20 protein-coding genes, 1 pseudogene and 1 riboswitch are annotated in these 18,735 nt (G+C 54.2%); of the genes and pseudogenes, 14 read left to right on the top strand and 7 right to left on the bottom strand.

What is annotated here, in order from left to right:
- Positions 1-16 precede the first annotated feature (16 nt).
- From M0644_RS05780 to M0644_RS05770, 3 genes and pseudogenes are all read left to right on the top strand, one after another.
- A pseudogene (locus tag M0644_RS05780) lies at positions 17-246 on the top strand (acetamidase/formamidase family protein); the annotation flags it as partial.
- A 60-nt stretch (positions 247-306) separates the two neighbouring features.
- Entirely contained in the window at positions 307-450 is a 144-nt protein-coding gene (locus M0644_RS05775) for a hypothetical protein (RefSeq protein WP_226972024.1), read from the top strand.
- Between the two features lie 420 nt (positions 451-870).
- Positions 871-1,413: a hypothetical protein gene (locus M0644_RS05770; protein ID WP_286626994.1), complete on the top strand. Its 543-nt coding sequence runs from the start codon at positions 871-873 to the stop codon at positions 1,411-1,413.
- Between the two features lie 122 nt (positions 1,414-1,535).
- Here M0644_RS05770 and M0644_RS05765 read toward each other — a convergent pair whose 3' ends face one another.
- The 4 genes from M0644_RS05765 to M0644_RS05750 form a co-directional block, all read right to left on the bottom strand.
- The gene (locus M0644_RS05765) at positions 1,536-1,988 is read right to left on the bottom strand and encodes a DUF4278 domain-containing protein (protein WP_286626992.1); all 453 of its coding nucleotides are present in this window, start codon (positions 1,986-1,988) and stop codon (positions 1,536-1,538) included.
- 44 nt (positions 1,989-2,032) lie between these two features.
- Positions 2,033-2,117, bottom strand: a riboswitch (Glutamine riboswitch).
- A gap of 124 nt (positions 2,118-2,241) precedes the next feature.
- Positions 2,242-2,859, bottom strand: coding sequence for a Crp/Fnr family transcriptional regulator (locus tag M0644_RS05760; RefSeq protein WP_286626990.1), 618 nt, complete (start codon positions 2,857-2,859; stop codon positions 2,242-2,244).
- A gap of 167 nt (positions 2,860-3,026) precedes the next feature.
- Complete coding sequence (gene trpE / locus M0644_RS05755) at positions 3,027-4,547, bottom strand: anthranilate synthase component I (RefSeq protein WP_286626988.1); 1,521 nt, start codon at positions 4,545-4,547, stop codon at positions 3,027-3,029.
- 33 nt (positions 4,548-4,580) lie between these two features.
- Entirely contained in the window at positions 4,581-5,408 is an 828-nt protein-coding gene (locus tag M0644_RS05750) for an aldose epimerase (RefSeq protein WP_286626986.1), read from the bottom strand.
- 78 nt (positions 5,409-5,486) lie between these two features.
- Between M0644_RS05750 and M0644_RS05745 the strand changes: the two genes are divergently transcribed.
- The 6 genes from M0644_RS05745 to M0644_RS05720 all read left to right on the top strand — a co-directional run bounded on the left by M0644_RS05745 (position 5,487) and on the right by M0644_RS05720 (position 8,494).
- Positions 5,487-5,852: a hypothetical protein gene (locus M0644_RS05745; RefSeq protein ID WP_149818969.1), complete on the top strand. Its 366-nt coding sequence runs from the start codon at positions 5,487-5,489 to the stop codon at positions 5,850-5,852.
- Between the two features lie 108 nt (positions 5,853-5,960).
- Entirely contained in the window at positions 5,961-6,302 is a 342-nt protein-coding gene (locus M0644_RS05740) for a LapA family protein (protein WP_149818967.1), read from the top strand.
- Positions 6,303-6,375: 73 nt separating this feature from the next.
- Entirely contained in the window at positions 6,376-6,942 is a 567-nt protein-coding gene (gene def / locus M0644_RS05735; protein WP_149818965.1) for a peptide deformylase, read from the top strand.
- Between the two features lie 18 nt (positions 6,943-6,960).
- Positions 6,961-7,158 (top strand): hypothetical protein, encoded by a 198-nt coding sequence (locus tag M0644_RS05730; RefSeq protein ID WP_286626984.1) that lies wholly within the window; start codon positions 6,961-6,963, stop codon positions 7,156-7,158.
- Between the two features lie 16 nt (positions 7,159-7,174).
- Positions 7,175-7,558, top strand: coding sequence for a glycine cleavage system protein GcvH (gene gcvH / locus M0644_RS05725; protein WP_149818961.1), 384 nt, complete (start codon positions 7,175-7,177; stop codon positions 7,556-7,558).
- Entirely contained in the window at positions 7,559-8,494 is a 936-nt protein-coding gene (locus M0644_RS05720) for a branched-chain amino acid ABC transporter permease (RefSeq protein WP_149818959.1), read from the top strand. It begins immediately after the preceding gene.
- 10 nt (positions 8,495-8,504) lie between these two features.
- On the opposite strand, the gene M0644_RS05715 is transcribed toward M0644_RS05720, so the two are convergent.
- Positions 8,505-10,163, bottom strand: coding sequence for a Ppx/GppA phosphatase family protein (locus M0644_RS05715; protein WP_286626982.1), 1,659 nt, complete (start codon positions 10,161-10,163; stop codon positions 8,505-8,507).
- 40 nt (positions 10,164-10,203) lie between these two features.
- Entirely contained in the window at positions 10,204-10,926 is a 723-nt protein-coding gene (locus M0644_RS05710) for a hypothetical protein (protein WP_149818954.1), read from the bottom strand.
- Between the two features lie 71 nt (positions 10,927-10,997).
- On the opposite strand from M0644_RS05710, the gene M0644_RS05705 reads away from it, so the two are divergent.
- From M0644_RS05705 to M0644_RS05685, 5 genes are read left to right on the top strand one after another with little or no spacing between them, the layout of a single operon-like run.
- Positions 10,998-11,522, top strand: coding sequence for a GNAT family N-acetyltransferase (locus M0644_RS05705; RefSeq protein WP_149818952.1), 525 nt, complete (start codon positions 10,998-11,000; stop codon positions 11,520-11,522).
- A gap of 39 nt (positions 11,523-11,561) precedes the next feature.
- Positions 11,562-13,847: a phosphoribosylformylglycinamidine synthase subunit PurL gene (purL, locus tag M0644_RS05700; protein WP_286626981.1), complete on the top strand. Its 2,286-nt coding sequence runs from the start codon at positions 11,562-11,564 to the stop codon at positions 13,845-13,847.
- Positions 13,848-15,296, top strand: a complete 1,449-nt coding sequence (gene purF / locus M0644_RS05695; protein ID WP_286626980.1) for an amidophosphoribosyltransferase — start codon at positions 13,848-13,850, stop codon at positions 15,294-15,296. It abuts the gene before it with no gap.
- Positions 15,293-17,143 (top strand): prolyl oligopeptidase family serine peptidase, encoded by a 1,851-nt coding sequence (locus tag M0644_RS05690; protein ID WP_286626979.1) that lies wholly within the window; start codon positions 15,293-15,295, stop codon positions 17,141-17,143. Before purF ends, M0644_RS05690 begins: the two co-directional genes overlap by 4 nt.
- A gap of 7 nt (positions 17,144-17,150) precedes the next feature.
- Positions 17,151-17,801 (top strand): riboflavin synthase, encoded by a 651-nt coding sequence (locus M0644_RS05685; protein ID WP_286626977.1) that lies wholly within the window; start codon positions 17,151-17,153, stop codon positions 17,799-17,801.
- Positions 17,802-17,806: 5 nt separating this feature from the next.
- Here M0644_RS05685 and tsf read toward each other — a convergent pair whose 3' ends face one another.
- The gene (gene tsf, locus M0644_RS05680) at positions 17,807-18,733 is read right to left on the bottom strand and encodes a translation elongation factor Ts (protein ID WP_286626975.1); all 927 of its coding nucleotides are present in this window, start codon (positions 18,731-18,733) and stop codon (positions 17,807-17,809) included.
- Positions 18,734-18,735 lie beyond the last annotated feature (2 nt).

Here is an 18,735-nt window from a genome sequence, read left to right as displayed (position 1 = left end):
GTTGGAGTCCGTCCCTATACCGAAGACTCTGTTCAAAGTGGATCTGACTAAGCCCATGGATCAGCAAGAACTGCCGGGGCATAATCGCTGGCATCCAGAGATCCCCGCAGTGGTTTCAGTCAATCCCGGTGATGTGTTTCGCATTGAGTGCAAGGATTGGACGGACGGCCAAATAATGACAGCAAAGAAAATGGGGGCAGTTTCCTGACGGATCACTTCCCGAAGGCCGCAAAGGCAGTTTGGGACTAATCTAGTGAACCCGCCTTTTGTCCAGAGTGTCAGCAGCTTGGCCGACGCATTTTTTCAGTGCCAGCGGTAAATCTCTCTTCCGCCTTGCCCCGACCCTCGCGGGGGAGTGACCCAGAACTGGTGCAGCGATCGCCCCAAGAACCCAAGCCTCCCCGCTTTCAGCAGCAATCCTGCGGTCGCCGGTGGATGCTCAATCACTAATTAACCGCTCACACAGGATGAGGTGAGCATTTTTGCCGCTTTTTCAGCCTTGGCTAAACTGACATCCGAACATCTAGCTTCTCTTAAAAGAGCTCTACTGGCCACGCTGAATTCGTGTGAAGAGATCCCTCTGAAAAGAGCTGTATTAAGATTTGTTACAATTAGGAGTTTCGCGTAACTTCAGCTATTGTGAGAGGTACTGTCAAGAGTAACGGATGTATGTCCTTGAAAAAACGGCAGCCCTTTTCTGAAATATGTCATAACATATTGTGCCTAAACACAATAAGCACAAAAATGTGTGACCCGTCCTACAGCGGCGTTGGCTGCTGCAAGGATGTTCGATCCCTGTGAAAGGGGCTTTACCCAATTGATGTCCCATTGTTGTTGAAAGTTGATGATTTTCTACTCGTAGGGGCAATCATGAGAATTGGTGAATTACTACTCAAGGCGGGGTTAATTACACGAGGCCAACTCCAAGTCGCCTTAATGGAAAAAAGCATTTATACCAACTTGCGCTTTGGTGAAATTGTTGCCCTCCATGGTTGGTTGCCCCAAGAAACCATTGACTTTTTTGTAGAAGAGTGGCCAAAACTGATCCAAGACAAGGAAAAACGGCCGATTGGTTTTTACCTGAAAAAGGCAGGCTTATTGACGGAAGAGCAAATAAAACAAATTCTCAAGGAGCAGTGGCAGGTGAACTATCGCTTCGGTGCCTTGGCTGTCCTCAATGGCTGGGTGAAACAGGAAACAGTGAACTTTTTTCTGCAATCCATTAACCCCAATGCCCTCAAAGAAAGGACGCGCATCGAGAAGGCCACACTGTCGGATATCAAGCGCCCAACTCCCCAAAGTCGCAAGCCTTCAAAACAATCCCTTGCCTCCCTGAAGAAGGTGGCCGATCCAGAGGACTTGGCGGAGATCGATCTCGACTTGATTTTGATCTTAATGAGATTGAATGGCTAACTTAGGCCAAGTGCAGCCATTGCTTGACGCCCTAGGCTGAAATAAAAAACTCGCACCAGAGATAACTCCCATGCGAGTGCCGTTACGAATCAGTCTTGAGAGAGGACAATCACACCCCTGTGCTAGCTCATCGTGGCATGACTGCGATCGTAGCTTGTCCAGACATGGGGCTTAATTTTGCCCTGAATTTGGTTCCAATAGTGACCTGCGGCCGCAGGCAATCCCATTTGGGCAATCATTCGCGTGAGGAGGGATTGTTCGCGGTTTTTGATCACTTGGTGGTGATGGGTGAGAATGACCCGCGAAAGTTGATTGAGATCAAGCGCTGGCATATTCACTTCCTTGGCTGTGTTGGCAGCAGTAGTTGCCGTCGTATTCACAGCTTCCGTTTGACCCGTACGGTAGGCAACACCGCGATAGATTAAATCCCGCACAGGTTGAGCTGGGGGATTCACTGCGTGGGTGCAGTGGTAATTCCAACCCCGATATTTGGCTACAACATCGGTTGCTTCACTACGGACTGCCGGAGGAACGTAGTCGTATTGAACGCCGCGATAGGTGAGTGTCGTTGTCATCATCATCGCCCCAAATGATGTACTGGCTAGTTGTTGTCAGCTGAGGCGCGTTCCTTCGGGACCATTGCCCTACTTCCGTCTTCGCTATTCACCCAAACTTTTTGGTGGTTCCTAGCAAAGATGAACGATTTATTTCTGTATCTAATTTAACAGTTTTGCCACCATGAGTGCAAGTGGTTACAAAAATTTACACTAGAAACCTTCTCTTTTGTGCCAGAGGTGCCCTGATCAGGGGAGAACTAACCTAAATCACCTAAACCTGAGCGGCGTTGGTGAGAATGATGTGGCGATCGCGATCGTAGGTGAGCCACTGCTCCTCTTTGAGTTTGCCCAACAGACGTGTGATGGTCACTCGACTTGTGCCAATCGCCGTTGCCAGTTGTTGATGGGTAAGGCGAACAGTGTAGCGTGTGCCCAAGGGATGGGGCTGACCAATTTCTTGCTTTAAGAGCAAGAGTAAATGGCGTAATCGCTCCTCAATCCGGCGATGGCTGGTAATTCCTAAAAGACCTTCCGCTTGCCGTAGGCGACGAGCCAGACCCCGCACAAGGCTTTGGGTCAAGTTGGGTGAGGATTCTACCTCCACCAGTGTAAAGAGCATCAACTCTGCCTTGGAAAGTGCCTTGGCTTGGTAGGCCGTTAAACTGGTCAAGGGTAAACCAAAAGCAGTACCGGGGGTGGCCAGTCCCACCACCACTTCTTCACCATCGGGGTGCAAAAGGTTTAACAGCACGACGCCCCGGCTCACTAGCCAAATGCGCTCTGGCTCCATCCAGATGCTGTCCCCCATGCCAAACGTGTGTAGTCGAGAGGAGGAACGCCAGCGTTCCTCCACGGGGGGAGTGATGGCAGCAAGGGAGACGTTTGCCATGGCAGCAGAACCTCAAGCAAAAGAAACCAATACTTAGGCACATCCCCAAGAAATTGGTAGTTCTTCCAACATTCCCAGTGCCTGTGTTCTGGGTAACGTTAGCAACAACCGCCTATTAGACTAAGGGGTAAATGTAAAAACCAGATGATGGCTCCTTGATCATTTGGTTAAGGCTTGCCGCCCAGCGCAGAGATGGCCTCCAATAAACCGCGAGCTTTGTTCAAGGTTTCTTCGTATTCCCGCTGCGGATCGGAATCCGCAACAATACCAGCACCGGCTTGGACGTGAATGAGGTGTTGGTGGTCGCTTAGCAGTTGCACCACCATCGTGCGAATAGCGATCGCGGTATTGAGTTGACCTTCAAAGTCATAGTAACCATAGGCACCAGAGTAGGGGCCACGGCGGCAGCCCTCCAATTCATAGATAATTTCCATGGCCCGAATTTTGGGCGCCCCACTGACGGTTCCAGCCGGAAAACAAGCTTGGAGCAGATCCCATGCCGTTTTATCGGGCAATAGTTCGCCCACCACATTACTGACAATGTGCATGACGTGGGAGTAGCGTTCAATCACCATAAACTCCTCGACGGTGACACTCCCCTGACGACACACGCGCCCCAAATCATTGCGCCCCAAATCAACCAGCATGACGTGTTCGGCCACTTCTTTGGTATCGGCGAGGAGTTCTGTGGCGAGCTGCTGATCTTCGGCGTAGGTGTGCCCCCGCTTGCGAGTGCCAGCAATGGGACGCACTGTGGCAAGGAGAGACCCACGTTTTTCAGGGTGGTGCTCTGCTTTAACCATGACTTCTGGACTAGAGCCAATGATCTGCCACGTGCCAAATTGAAAGTAGGCCATGTAGGGGGAAGGGTTAATCAGGCGCAAGGAGCGATAGAGGGCAAAAGGATCACCACTGTAGGGGGCACTGAGGCGTTGGGAGAGAACGACTTGGAAAATATCACCGGCGCGGATGTAGTCCTTGGCGCGCTCCACATTGGCACGGAAGGTTTCTGGGGTGGTATTGCTGGTGTAACTGGGGGTGTGGCGACTGGGTTGCCAGGGCAGCTGGGTGGCCTCAGCAGGAATACGGGTTTGCAGTGCGTTCAAAAGCCGCTCTAGGCGATCGCTGGCATAGGTATAGGCCGTTTTCAAGTCCATCTCACGGGTATCAGCATAGACCACCGCCCAAATTTTCCGCTTCACCTGATCAAAAATCAGGATTTGATCCACCTGCATCCACACGCCATCCGGCAAATCCTTTTCAGTGGCAGGATGAATCGGAACCCGCGGCTCAATCCACTGAATCAGTTCATAGCCCCAAAAACCAAAAAGACCGCCAATGCCCCCCGGCAGTTGTGGTAGCTTCACGGGTTGATAGGGGGCAAGGCAATTGGCCAAAATTGTGAAGGGATTGCCCGTAAATGTGGTGACTGAGCCATCGCGATGGGTTTGGGTGGTTTGGTTGCCCCGCGTTTCTAGTACCCACAGCGGATCACAACTGAGGAGGCTGTAGCGAGCCAATTGTTCACCCCCCTCGACGGACTCGAGCAAAAAGTTGTAGGGGCGATCGCGACAGACCCGATACCAAGCGGACACGGGCGTGTCCATATCCGCCACCCACTCCTGATAGATGGGGATGAAGTTACCCTGCTCGGCAAGCTGACAAAAGGTCTGAAAATCGGGGTGCATGGTCGCGTCTGTGAAAACCTTTCTATTTTCTCCCTAAAGGGGGGCAACAGCAATCTCGACGCCAAGGGTAAGGTGCTTCTGTGGTGGCACGTGCAGGAGATCTACCCCCGTATTCAAGGCATTGCGGGGGGCAGTCCAAGGTTCTAGACAGTAGTAGGGTTTGCCCTGAACCGTCCAAAAAACGAGGGTTGTAAACGCTGTATCGTAGCGCAGCGTCAGGCAGTACTGTTGTTGCAGATCACAGACGCGAGCCACTTGACCCGTGAGGGGACGACAGGCCAAATCCAGTTCTGCCGCATGCCAGTCAAACGTGCCGCTAAAGGTGAGGGGTTGTTGCGTTTTCTGATCCACCATGGCATGGATTGGCAGGTCAAACTGCAATTGCTGCTTGTCAGCAACGGCAAAGTAGGGATGTAAGCCAAAGCTAAAGGGCAAGGGGGTGTCACCGGGGTTAGCCACCTCAAGGGCGATCGCCAAGGCATCAGCAGCAAGGGTGTAGGTTAAGGTCAGATGAAAGGCAAAGGGATAGACTTGGCGCGTGGCTGGCGTATCCTGCAATCCCAGCTTCAAGAGATGTTCCTGCTGATCTAACACCTGCCATGGCAAATCCCGTGCAAAGCCATGCTGCTTGAGGGGATAGGTTTGGCCATTGTGGTGAAATGTATCCTCGGGCAAATTGCCACAAATGGGAAAGAGAATGGGAATACCGCCACGCACGCTTAACTGCGGGTTGGCAAAGCGCTCCCGATCCAAGTACAGCAGCTCATGACCTTGCCACTGCCAGCGGCTAATCAGGCCACCGCGCTCTGGAATCACTTCAACGCGAGTACGTTCGGCGTGGAGAGTATAGGGCATTACCATAGCTGGACAGTACGCCTGCTTTTTAGGATACACTCGCGACTACGCTAGAATAGCGACAATGCCCTTGGAGGGAGGCCAATGTCCCTAAGATTTACCCTAAACCCCACCTTACGTTTTTGGTTCAGTGTGTTGCTGGTAACTTGGTTACTGGGGCTACTGGGGCTAGGCTGGTTAGTGCAATCCTTTCTGGTGCTGTTTTTCATCTTGATGTTGACCCCTGTACTCCTTTTTGCAGGGTTACAACTTTGGTTTCGCTGGAAGTTGGTGACGGCGGCTTGCCCAGTGTGTGGCTTTGAATTTAGCAGTTTGAATAATACCCAAACCCAATGCCCCGCCTGTGGCGAAATCCTGATGGTGCGCGATCGCCAGTTTCAACGCTTGACTCCCCCCGGCACCATTGATGTCCAAGCAGTGGAAGTCAGTCATTCAGTGATTGAAGACTAGCCACAGTGGTATGATTAGCCCAAGATTGTTGGTCGCTGGCAAGAGGCCCGATGCGACAATCCCTGTCTATGACTAAATTTGTTGACTAGATTTGCTACAGGATGCCCTATGCGACAACTGAACTTCTTGATGATATTTGTCATTGGCTTGGGCTTAGTTCTCTTTAGTATTCAAAATACCGAACCCGTTAGTATTAAGTTCTTTGAAGGGAAAGTGATTCAAGCCCCATTGTGCATTGAACTCATTGTGGCCATGGGCATTGGTGCCGTCTTTGCTTGGGTCTTTAACGTCTGGGTACAGGTGCAGCGCATCTTTACGATTCGCGTGGAAATGGAAGCCCGCGATGAGCAAATTGCCCACCTTGAGGAGGATGTGGAACGCTACAAAGCTGCCCTTGAGGAGCAACAACGCCTCCTGCCCAGTGTCAGCAGTGCCTCGACGGAAAAGTAGCCGAGAGCCTTGAAAATTCGTTAGGCTAGGAAATGATTAACTTTTGTTATTTTGTGTTAACTCGGCGTGTCCTATGGCTACCTCTCTGGCTGTTGAAAAGAAAAAGTTAAAAAATCCGCCCCTGCAATTGCACTATTTGGGCGATCGCGTGCTGCGTCAACCCGCCAAACGGGTCAGCAAAGTGGATGACAGTATCCGCGATATTGTGCGGAAAATGCTGCAAACCATGTACAGTGCCGATGGCATTGGCTTGGCGGCACCCCAGGTGGGCATCAATAAGCAAATTCTTGTCATTGATATTCATCCCGATGACCCCGAGGCAGAACCGTTGGTGATGATTAACCCGGTCATTAAGGACTTCAGTGAAGACCTTGAAGTCTGCCAAGAGGGCTGCCTGAGTATTCCGGGGGTGTACCTAGAGGTGCGTCGTCCGGCCATGGTGGAGGTGGCCTACAAAGATGAGTGGGGGCGTCCCCAAGTGATCATGGCGGGTGGGCTACTGGCGCGGGCGATCCAGCATGAAATTGATCACCTGACGGGGGTGATGTTTGTGGATCGCGTCGAGAACCAAGCCCTACTGCGCCACGAACTCAAAGAGCATGGGTTTACCGCCAGTGCCGTGCGTCCCATTGCTGCCTAACCCTGAGGATCATCGTCTGTGGCCAAGAGTTATCTATACCTATTGGGTGCCTGTGTGGCAGCGATCGCCACGGTGGGTTGTGTTTTTGAACTGAGTTCGGGAGAAGCCCAGTTGGGAACCATTCCAACTACCGTGATTTTGCTCCTCAGTGTGCCCCTTGGTTTAGTAGCCTTTGTAATGGCGGTGCGCCTTGCCCGTGCCAGCGATCGCCCCTGATGGATTGGAATCTGCTATGACGCTCACCTACCCTGACGACCTGCAATATCTCGACAGCCATGAGTACCTGCGCCTTGAGGGCGATACAGCCACCCTCGGCATTAGTGCCTTTGCCGTCGATCAACTGGGGGATATTGTCTTTGTTGAGTTGCCTGCCGTTGGCGATGTCCTAAAACCCGGCGAACGCTTTGGCACCATTGAGTCGGTCAAGGCCGTTGAGGATCTCTATGCACCCCTCGCAGGAACCGTGATTGAGGTCAATCAAGCAGTCCTTGACAACCCCGAGCAAATTGCTGCGGATCCCTATGGGGAGGGGTGGTTGGTGAAGGTGCAAGTCAGTACCCCCCCTACGGGACTCCTCTCAGCAGCGGATTATCGTGCCCTTGTGGAAGGAGCGTAGGTGGTAACAAGCGGCCTGCAAGTCCTTGTGGATGGATTGGCCACAGGGAGTGTTTATGCCATCTTTGCCCTCGGCTATACCCTTGTCTTCTCGATTTTGGGCATCATCAACTTTGCCCACGGTGCTGTTTTTGCTATTGGCGCTTATCTCACCTATGCCCTCTTAGGGGGACGCTTTGGCTTTAATGGTCTGTTGGCCAATGGACAGCTTCCCGTTGCCTTACCCTTTGCGCTGGCCTTAGTTCTCAGTGCCCTTGGCTGTGGCCTGTTGGGGGTTGGCATTGATTGGGTCGTCTTTCGACCCCTGCGGCAACAGCGCGCCGATACCCTCTTGACCGTGGTGGCCAGCCTTGGGGCGGCTGTTCTCCTCACCAACCTGATCCAGTATTTGGTGGGTGCCGAAGTCTATACCTATCCCGATCAACTCTGGGGGGGATTGCCCCTCACCCTGCGATTGGGGGACATTGCCCTGCGCACTAGTCAATTTGTCATCTTTGCCGTGGCCGTGGTTTTGATGATTGCCCTGACCTATTGGGTCAAAGGGACGCGCATGGGGAAAGGATTGCAAGCGGTGGCCGAAAATCCGACTGCCGCGACATTACTGGGCATTGATAGCGATCGCATTATTCAAGTGACGTTTTTTGTCAGCAGTGCTTTGGCTGCCGTTGCTGGTACCCTCGTCGCCCTGAGTGTCGGGATTACGGGGCCGCAGTTTGGCGTGATCTTTGGTCTCAAGGGGTTAGCGGTGATTGTTCTGGGGGGCCTAGGGAGCTTACCGGGGACAATGTTGGCGGGCTTTTTGCTGGGACTAGTGGAGGCAATGGTGCCTGCCGCTGCTTCGGGGTTTCGGGATGCTGCGGCCTTTGCGATTCTCTTTCTGGTGCTGCTTGTGCGTCCCCAAGGGCTGTTGGGGCAGCCCCCAGTGGAAAAAGTTTAAGGCTGTTGAATTAGTAGTTGACTGCTGTGGCTAGAGCCGTACTGCTGGTGGGCACTAATTCCACCTTCAAACTGACGCCAAATTGGCTTTCAAAGGGTTCTTTTTTGTAGTTGACACTCCAAATTTCCAACTCACAGCGATCGCTAGGATCTGCCGGGTGCACCTGCACACAAAACTCCCGCTGGGAAGCGTGCCACTCACAGGTAATGTGATCCACGGCCCCGATTTGCCGCCGATCCAACGCTGAGGCCAACCGTAGAATCGCACTCAGTTGCTCGACAATTTGCCGTTCTCGCCGTCCCACCAATTGGCGGAAGTTCTCATGCTTTTTCTTAGGGGGGCTTTTGCGGTGATAGCGACAGAGGTTGGCAATGATCTCAATTTCCGTATCGGTGTAGCCGAGCAGACCCCCATGGCGCACAAGGTAGTAGGAATGTTTGTGGTGGGCAGAATGGCTAACGTAGTGGCCAGCATTGTGGAGGATTGCCGCTGCCCAGAGGAGTTCCCGTTCCGCTTCTGTCCAGTTGTGAAGAACCCCTTGGGTGCGATCAAAGAGCGTTAGGGCAAAATTGGCCACCCGTTCACTGCTGGCAAGATTGACATGGAACTTTTGCGCCAAACTGTAGGTACTGCGCTGACGCACCGAGCTTTGATAGCGGAGGCGGTCTTCAATCAGGCCGTGGGTGAGCATCCAGTCCACAATGATGCCTTCCCGCAGGGCGCGATCGCAGGTGATCAGGCTGGTTTGACCCAGCATCTCCATGGCCTCAGCGAGAATCACTGCCCCTGCAACAATAATTTCAGCGCGCCGCTCCGACATCCCCAAGAGTTGACAGCGCTGGTTAAAGTTTAGTCGCCGCAATTTGGCCACAAGTGCCTTTAAGTCCCCTAGCGTCAGTTCATAGCCGCGTAGGGAGGGGGGACAAGCACCAAGGCGATCGCAGGTGTGAATCATCATCAGGCTTTCAATCGTGCCTGAGGTACCCACCAATTGCGGTTTTTCATGGGGGCTGAGCTGCTGCCGCAGGTCTTCAACGGCACGATCCAACATTCCCCGTACATAGGCGCGCAGAGCCGCGTAGTCCTGATCGCTAATGGGATCGCTTTTGACAAATAAGTCCGTCAGGCGTACTGCCCCCACTTTGGTGCTGCTGAGGTAGCGGGGTTCATGACCATCCCCCAAGATTAACTCTGTGGAGCCACCGCCAATGTCAATGATGATGTGGGGCTTGCCGTTGAATTCTAGCCCCGAGAGCACCCCCAAGTAGATGCGCCGCGCTTCCTCTTCGCCGGAAATTAGATCAATGGTCAGGCCGGTCTCTTCCTTGACCCGCTCTAAAAACTCGCGACCATTGGGGGCTTCGCGCACCGCACTGGTGGCCACGCCAATAATTTCTTCCGCCTTGAGACCCGTGGCCAATTCGCGACAGCGGCGCAGGGTGGCGATCGCCCGATTCATGGCCTCTTCCGTCAGTTGGCCGGTAATTTGGCAGCGTTCCCCCAGCCGCACCATATCTTTTTCGGCAGCAATGATTTTGAAGCTGGGTAAACTGGGCTGAATTTGCACCACCACCATGTGAATTGAGTTTGTCCCGACATCAATGGCCGCCAGAATGCGATCGCTGAGATTCACTGCTCGCCACAGGTGGAGATGTTGTTCAGCAGCCATTGGACTTGTATCGAAGGGGACAAACACCCCCTATCCTACCCTAAGTGTTTCCCGTTAGATGATCCTTAATCTTGGCAGCAATACGCGAGCCTAAATAATCAGGAATCACACTGCCATTCGGTCCTAGCAGATAGAGCAATAGCCGCACCCGGCCCTGCCAAAGCATAAAGTTGATATTCACCACCAGCAGTTCCTCTTGCCAAATGGCATGCATCACCTTGTAGAGCAACGCCGGATGATTGGTGGACTCCACCAACAGTGCCGGCAGATGAAAGACCTGATCCTGATAAAAGCTGGTGGTAATTTGCGGCAGGCCTTCGTTGAGGTTAAACTCCATGGCCAGCATTTCCTCAACGGCAAATTCACCACTGAGGGTCTGTTGGAGGGCACGGCGCACGCTTTCACTGCGCTTTTTCGTCAGGGGTTTGCCCTGCTCTGAGAGCACCAGTTTGACAAACACCAGCATCGGTGGTCGCACATGGCCATAGAGCGAGACATTGTGAATTGTCAGCTTGTAGGCGGCCATCACCCCAAAGAGATCACTGAGCAGGTAAGAGTGATTGCGGTGGGCAAAGTGGAGAACGGAGCGATCGCCCTCGGGGACAATCTGAATCACCGCCTGATTGGTCTTATGAATTTGAAACCCCAGTTTCAGGTTTTGCAGTTGGACATCCCGACCAACAAATTGCTCATAAAAGTCCGGAAAGGAGCGGTTGAATCGCTTCAGGACATCAAGGTTACGCAGTTGAAAATCGGAAACCATGGGTGAGAGTCGCTATACTATAGCCTAGGCCGGGTTACACTTGGTCATTTTCCCATCTCCAGCATACTTGCATGAGCTTCTGGAAATCGCTGTTCAATTCGCAACCGACTGCCAGCACCACCACGACGTCCCCTAGTTTAGGTTCTCAGGTAGAGCGGGACAATGGCAGCGAAAGCCAAATTATTTTCAGCAAAGAAAAAGATATTGATGTCTATGAACTCGAAGAACTTTGTGATGCCGTGGGCTGGTCGCGCCGTCCCATTCGCAAGGTGAAAAAAGCAATTCAGCATAGCTTTTTGGTGATCTCGATGTGGGAGCAGCGGGGTGCCTATCGTCGTCTGATTGGCTTTTCCCGTGCTACCTCTGACCATGCCTTTAATGCCACGATTTGGGATGTGGTCGTGCATCCAGAATTTCAAGGGCGGGGTCTGGGCAAAGAATTAATGCGGCAGATAATCAAAGAACTGCGCAGCGAGGACATCAGCAACATTACCCTCTTTGCCGATCCCCATGTGGTGGACTTCTACCGTCAGTTGGGTTTTCGCCCGGATCCCGAGGGGATTAAGGGGATGTTTTGGTATCCCAATTCCCGCTAGGCTCGATAATCAATAACGTAGCCGAAATAATCCTTTGCCATGAGCCAACCCCCCCTCGTCACTGAGGCTGAGATTGCTGCTGCAGGCCTCAAGCCCCAAGAGTACACCGAAATTGTCCGCCGCCTTGGCCGCCATCCCAACCGCGCGGAATTGGGCATGTTTGGGGTGATGTGGTCAGAGCATTGCTGCTACAAAAACTCCCGTCCCCTGCTCAAGCAGTTTCCCACCCAAGGGGCACGGGTACTGGTCGGTCCCGGTGAGAATGCCGGCGTCGTGGACTTAGGGGATGGCTTGCGCCTTGCCTTTAAGATTGAGTCCCACAATCATCCCTCGGCCATTGAACCCTTTCAGGGGGCAGCGACCGGCGTGGGGGGGATTCTGCGGGATATTTTCACGATGGGGGCGCGTCCCATTGCCCTGCTGAACGCCCTGCGCTTTGGCGATCTCAAGGAAGCCAAAACCCAACAATTGGTGAAAGGAGTCGTGGCGGGTATTGCCCACTATGGCAACTGTGTCGGTGTGCCCACAGTGGGGGGCGAGGTCTATTTTGACCCTTGCTATGCCGGTAACCCCTTGGTGAATGCCATGGCCTTGGGCCTCATGGAAACCCTAGAAATTGTTAAATCGGCAGCCAGTGGCATTGGCAATCCGGTGCTGTATGTGGGCTCTACAACGGGTCGTGATGGCATGGGAGGGGCTAGTTTTGCCAGTGCCGAACTCACTGATGAATCAATGAGCGATCGCCCCGCCGTCCAAGTGGGGGATCCCTTCATGGAAAAATGCCTCATTGAAGCCTGTCTGGAAGCCTTTCAAACCGGGGCAGTGGTGGCCGCCCAAGATATGGGGGCAGCGGGCTTGACCTGCTCGACTGCGGAAATGGCTGCCAAAGGCGGTGTTGGTATTGAACTGGACTTGGACAAAGTGCCCGTACGGGAACAGGGGATGGTGCCCTACGAGTTTCTCCTTTCGGAATCCCAAGAACGGATGCTCTTTGTGGCGGCGCAAGGGCGGGAAGCGGAACTGATTGAGATTTTCCATCGCTGGGGCTTGCAGGCGGTGGTTGTGGGTCGCGTCATTGCTGAACCGCTGGTGCGGGTGCTTTACCGGGGCGAGGTGGCCGCAGAGGTGCCTGCCCGTGCCCTAGCGGAAGATACCCCTGTCTATGAGCGGCAGTGTCCCAGTGAGCCACCTGTCTATGTCCAACAGGCGCGGCAATGGTCGGTGGATCAATTGGCGTTACCGGCGCGATCGCCCGCGGAGATTTTGCTCACTCTTCTCGCCACCCCCAGTATTGCCTCTAAAGCATGGGTCTATCGTCAGTACGATCACGAGGTGCAAAACAACACCCTCGTCTTCCCCGGTGATGCTGATGCAGCGGTGATTCGCCTGCGGGGTACCCCAAAAGGGATTGCAGCAACCGTGGATTGTCCCAGCCGCTATGTGTATCTGGATCCCTACGAAGGCGGCAAAGCAGCCGTGGCCGAAGCGGCTCGTAATCTGAGTTGTGTTGGAGCAGAACCTCTGGCCGTTACCGATAACCTTAACTTTGGCAGTCCCGAAACGCCCGTGGGTTACTGGCAGTTGACCCATGCCTGTCGGGGTCTGGCCGAGGCTTGTCGTGCCCTACAAACGCCGGTCACCGGGGGCAATGTCTCCCTCTACAACGAAACGATTGATAGCAACGGCCAACCACAGCCGATTTATCCGACCCCCGTGGTGGGGATGGTGGGGTTGATTCCCGATTTGCAGCGGGTTGTCGGTCAGGGCTGGCGATCGCCCGGAGATGCCATTTACCTATTGGGGTTGCCTCTGACCACGCCCTTGAGTGATCCGCGCCTGAGCCTCGGTGGGTCGGAATACCTTGCCCAGATCCATGGCCTTGTGGCGGGGCGTCCACCTCAGATTGATTTAGACCTAGAGCAGCGAGTGCAGGCGGTGTGTCGCTATGGCATTCAGCAGGGGTGGGTTGCCAGTGCCCACGATCTCAGCGAGGGGGGCTTGGCCGTGGCCTTGGCGGAAAGCTGTCTCAGTGGCCAACGGGGGGCAACGATTCAATTGCCAGCGGGCACCTATCCGCGGTGGGATGTGCTGCTGTTTGCTGAAGGGGGGGCGCGCATTCTGGTTTCGGTGCCGCCAACGGCACAGACGGTGTGGGAAACCTATGCGCAGGCGCAACTGCCCAATGCTTGGACACGCCTAGGGGTTGTTAATGGTGAACATACAGAACTGTGCATTGACACCTGTGACAATTCTCCGCTCATCAAGGTTACGATAAAAGAGTTAGGTATTGCTTGGCGATCGCCCCTGCCGAAGTATTTGGACTAAATGACAGAACAACAATTTGCTGATAAGCCGGAAGAAGCCTGTGGTGTGTTTGGGGTCTATGCCCCGGGGGCGGATGTGGCTCGCCTCGCCTACTTTGGTCTCTATGCCCTGCAACATCGAGGTCAGGAATCGGCGGGAATTGCCACATTTGCGGGTAACACCGTCCACTGTTACAAGGACATGGGCTTGGTCTCTCAAGTCTTTGATGAAGAGATTCTTGGAGGGCTGGTGGGAGATTTGGCTGTCGGCCACAACCGCTACTCGACCACGGGTTCTAGTCGCATTGTCAACGCCCAACCAGTGGTGGTGGACACTCGCCTAGGGCCTTTGGCCTTAGCCCACAACGGCAACTTGGTGAATACCTACGCTCTGCGCGAACAAGTCCTAGCCTGTGATGCCCCTACGGCGGTGTTAGCAAGCACAACGGATTCGGAACTCATTGCCTGGGCGATCGCCCAAGCGGTGGCTACTGGTCAATCCTGGTCAGAGGGGATGATTACTGCGGCTCAACAGTGCCAAGGGGCTTTTAGTCTAGTCATGGGTACCCCAGCGGGATTGTTTGGGCTGCGGGATGCCCACGGCATTCGTCCCCTAGTGATTGGCCGCCTAATGATAGAAGGGACACTCCACTATGTCCTTGCTTCTGAAACCTGTGCCCTCGATATTATTGGTGCGGACTATGTGCGGGATGTGGAGCCGGGGGAACTCGTCCACATTACTGCTGAAGGCATTGGCAGTGTGCAATGGGCAGAATCCCAACGCAAGCTGTGTATCTTTGAGATGATTTACTTTGCCCGCCCCGATAGTGTCATGCAGCGGGAGAGCCTCTATAGTTACCGCCAGCGCCTGGGGTACCAGTTGGGGCGTGAAGCCCCCGCCGATGCCGATGTGGTGATTGCTGTGCCCGATTCGGGTGTGCCAGCGGCCATTGGCTTTTCCCAAGCGACGGGGGTGCCCTACGCCGAAGGCTTGATTAAAAATCGCTATGTGGGGCGCACGTTTATTCAGCCCACCCAGTCGATGCGGGAGTCGGGAATTCGGATGAAGCTGAATCCGCTGCGGGATGTGTTGATGGGACAGCGGGTGGTGATTGTGGATGACTCGATTGTGCGGGGCACCACTAGCCGCAAAATTGTCAAAGCGCTGCGGGATGCCGGTGCAGTGGAAGTACATATGCGGATTTCCTCGCCGCCGGTCACTCACCCGTGTTTCTATGGTATTGACACCGATACCCAAGATCAACTGATTGCAGCCACCAAGTCCGTGGCTGAGATTGCGGCTCAGATTGGCGTGGATTCCCTGAGTTACCTCAGTTGGCAGGGGATGATTGCCGCCACCTACGATACGGGCGATCGCTTTTGTTCCGCCTGTTTTACAGGCAAGTACCCGATTAGCATCCCGGAGCCAGTGAAACGGCAAAAGTTGGTGCTTGAGCAAATTCCCCAATGAGTCTGGACTACGGTCACTGGCCTTCCATCCTCTCTGCCACCGCAGTCAGTGCTGCGGCCACCAGTCTCAGTGAATTGCGCGCCACTCCCCTAGGTTTGGTGTGGTTAGAGCGGCGTCCCCAAGAAAAGGGGCGAGTAGTGCTGGTGCGTCAAGGGCAAGAACTTTTGGCTGCCCCTTGGAGTGCGCGATCGCGCGTGAATGAGTATGGCGGCGGTGCCTACTGGTACCACGGTGATCAAATTTACTTTGTTAATGATGCCGATCAGGGGATCTACGCCCTTGGGGAACCCAGCCCTCAGTTAATCTATCAAGCGGCGAATACGCGCTTTGCCGATGGTTGCGTCGATCCCTGGCGCGATCGCCTGCTATGTGTCGAAGAGGCACATCTGCCAGAGGGTAGCTCACGGCAATCCCTTGTTGCCATTTCCCTATCGGGGGAGCGGACGTCCTTGATCACTGGGGCTGGCTTTTATGCTGCGCCACGCTTGAGTCCAGAGGGTCATACCCTTGTCTGGTTGCAATGGTCAGCACCGCAGATGCCTTGGGATGGCTGTGAACTGTGGGGAGCCATGGTCAGTAGTGACGGTTTCCTTGGTACGCCCTACCGCATTGTTGGCAGTAGTGAGGAATCTGTGCAGCAACCCCAATGGCAAGGAGAGACCCTCTACTACATCAGCGATCGCTCTGGCTGGTGGAATCTCTATCGTTACCGTGATGGCCACCATGAACCGGTTTGGCAGGCCAACTATGATGCCGGTGTGCCCCTGTGGGTCTTTGGTCAATCCACCTATGCTCTTGTGAACGCTGAAACGGCAGTTTTAACCTATAGCGATCGCGGCCTATGGCGATTGGCAGTGGTTTCCCTCACGACGGGGGAATGGCAAACTGTCCCGACGGACTACACTGAGATTCATTCTCTCGTTCGCCTGAGCGATCGCGCCGTTGCCTTGATTGGCAGTTCGCCCCTGTTACCCCCCCATCTTGTTGAGTTCAATCTGGATGACGGCACCACCACACCGCTGCAACCCATTGCTTCTCCTCTGCCACGGGAGTGGATTTCGCAGCCCGAGGTGATGGAATTTCCCACAACTGAGGGTGCAACCGCCTACGGCTTTTTCTACCCGCCCCAAAATCCCCAAGTACAACCCCCGGCAGACTCACGCCCCCCCTTAATCGTGAGAAGTCATGGCGGGCCAACGGCAGCCAGTGGCACAGGTCTCGATTTGCGCATCCAGTTTTGGACCAGTCGCGGCTTTGCGGTGTTGGATGTCAACTATCGTGGCAGTACGGGTTATGGTCGTGCCTATCGCAATGCCCTGCGGGGACAGTGGGGCGTGGTGGATGTGGCGGACTGTAGCGCTGGGGCAGAGTATTTAGTTCGCCAAGGAAAGGTGGATGGCGATCGCTTAGCCATTCGCGGCAGCAGTGCTGGGGGCTATACCACTCTGTGTGCCCTGACGTTTACGACAACCTTCCATGTGGGAGCAAGTTACTACGGCATTGGTGATCTCCTTAGCCTGCTCAAGGAAACCCATGCTTTTGAAGCCCATTATTTTGATCAACTGATTGCCCCCTATCCCGCAGGGGCAGACCTCTACCGCCAGCGATCGCCCCTCTACCATGCGGATCGCCTCACCTGTCCGGTGATTTTCTTTCAGGGGCTAAAGGATGTCGTTGTTCCCCCCAGCCAAGCGGAACAGATGGTAGCCGCCCTTCAGGCCAAGAGCATTCCCGTAGAATATTACACCTTTGCCGAAGAGGGACACGGCTTCCGCCAAAGCAGCACGATCGCCACCGCCCTTGAGGCAGAATTAAAGTTTTATCAAAGGCATTTACTCAACGGCTAGAAGAACAATGTTTACCGGCATTATTCAGGCGATCGGTGTCCTCCAGCAACGCTCCGAGTTCCAGTTGGCAATTAACGCTACCGATGCCCCTTTCCTTGCTGAGGTAGCCATTGGCGATAGTATTGCTGTGGATGGGGTCTGCCTCACAGTGGAAACAGTTGATGCCACCGGTTTTACCGTCAGTGTCTCCCCCGAAACGCTGCAACGCACCACATTGGCGGCCAAAGCGGCAGCAGGCGCAATGGTGAACCTAGAACCTGCCCTGCGGGTGGGGGATAAAGTGGGAGGGCATTTTGTGACCGGCCATGTGGATGGTGTCGGCACCCTACTGGCGATCGCACCCACAGGCACGAGTTGGGAATTCACCTTCTCTGCCCCTGAAGCGGTAGCAACCTACATTATCCCCAAGGGCAGCATTGCCATCAATGGCATTAGCCTCACCGTTGCCCATTGCAATGAAAAAGGGGATGAATTCAGCATTGCTGTCATCCCCCATACCTACGCAGAAACGGCGTTGCAATTTCTTAGGGTTGGCGATGGCGTGAACCTAGAGGCGGATCTGTTGGGCAAATATACCCGCAAGTTTCTCCAGCCTCAAGACGCCTCAACCGCAGTCGAAATTGACCTCGCCTTTCTCCAAGCCCATGGCTACGCCTAGGGTCATTATTTTTTCTTCTTGGCAGTCCGAGACTTGCCACCAGATTTTTTGGTAGCAGCACCAAATCCCTTACTTTCAGCCGTAGGTTCAGCGGCTGGCTCAGGACTTTCGGCAGCAGGCTCAGCCACTGGTTCCACTGTCTGCTCAGAAACTGCGACAGGTTCTGGAGCTGGCTCGTCAGGTGTTGTTTCCGCTGCTGGTTCAGGGGCACTCACTTCAGGCGTTGCAGTTTCAGCCACTTCTGCGGGTGCTTCGGCCGTTTTTGCGGCGGCACTCATGGCTTGGGTTTGGGCGGCCACCTCTTCAGCAAGGTTGGTTTCTTGCTTCTCAATCCCCTCACCGAGGACAAAGCGTTGGAAGCGGCGAATCTGGATATTTTCCCCCAGTTCGGCAATGTGCTCTTTGACCAACTCTTCAACGGTCTTGGACTGATCGCGGATGAAGGGCTGGTTGAGCAGGCACAACTCTTTGAGGGTTTTCTCCAGTTTGCCAGCAACGATTTTCTCCTTGACTTCCGGGGGTTTCCCCTTGAGAGCATCGGAGCCAAGGGCAATCTGGCGTTCTTTTTCCTTGTACTCAGCGGGAATATCATCCACTGAGACAAATTCCACATTGGGGCAAGCGGCAATTTGCTTGGCAATGTCTTGGACAAGGGCTTTGAATTTCTCGTTGCGAGCCACAAAGTCGGTCTCACAGTTCACCTCCACCAGCACGCCAATGCGCCCGCCAGTGTGAATGTAGCTATCCACTAGGCCTTCACTAGTGACGCGCCCGGCCTTTTTACCCGCAGAGGCTAGACCCTTTTGCCGCAACCAAGCAATGGCGGCTTCCATATCGCCGTTGGACTCCTGCAAGGCTTTCTTGCAGTCCATCATGCCGGCACCGGTTTTGTCCCGCAGTTCTTTGACTAGTTTGGCTGAAATCTCTGCCATGA

Source organism: Thermosynechococcus sp. B1 (assembly GCF_030322985.1).
GTDB lineage: Bacteria > Cyanobacteriota > Cyanobacteriia > Thermosynechococcales > Thermosynechococcaceae > Thermosynechococcus.
The sequence above is the reverse complement of the archived record's forward strand: the minus strand, read 5'-3'. Positions and strand labels throughout refer to the sequence as shown.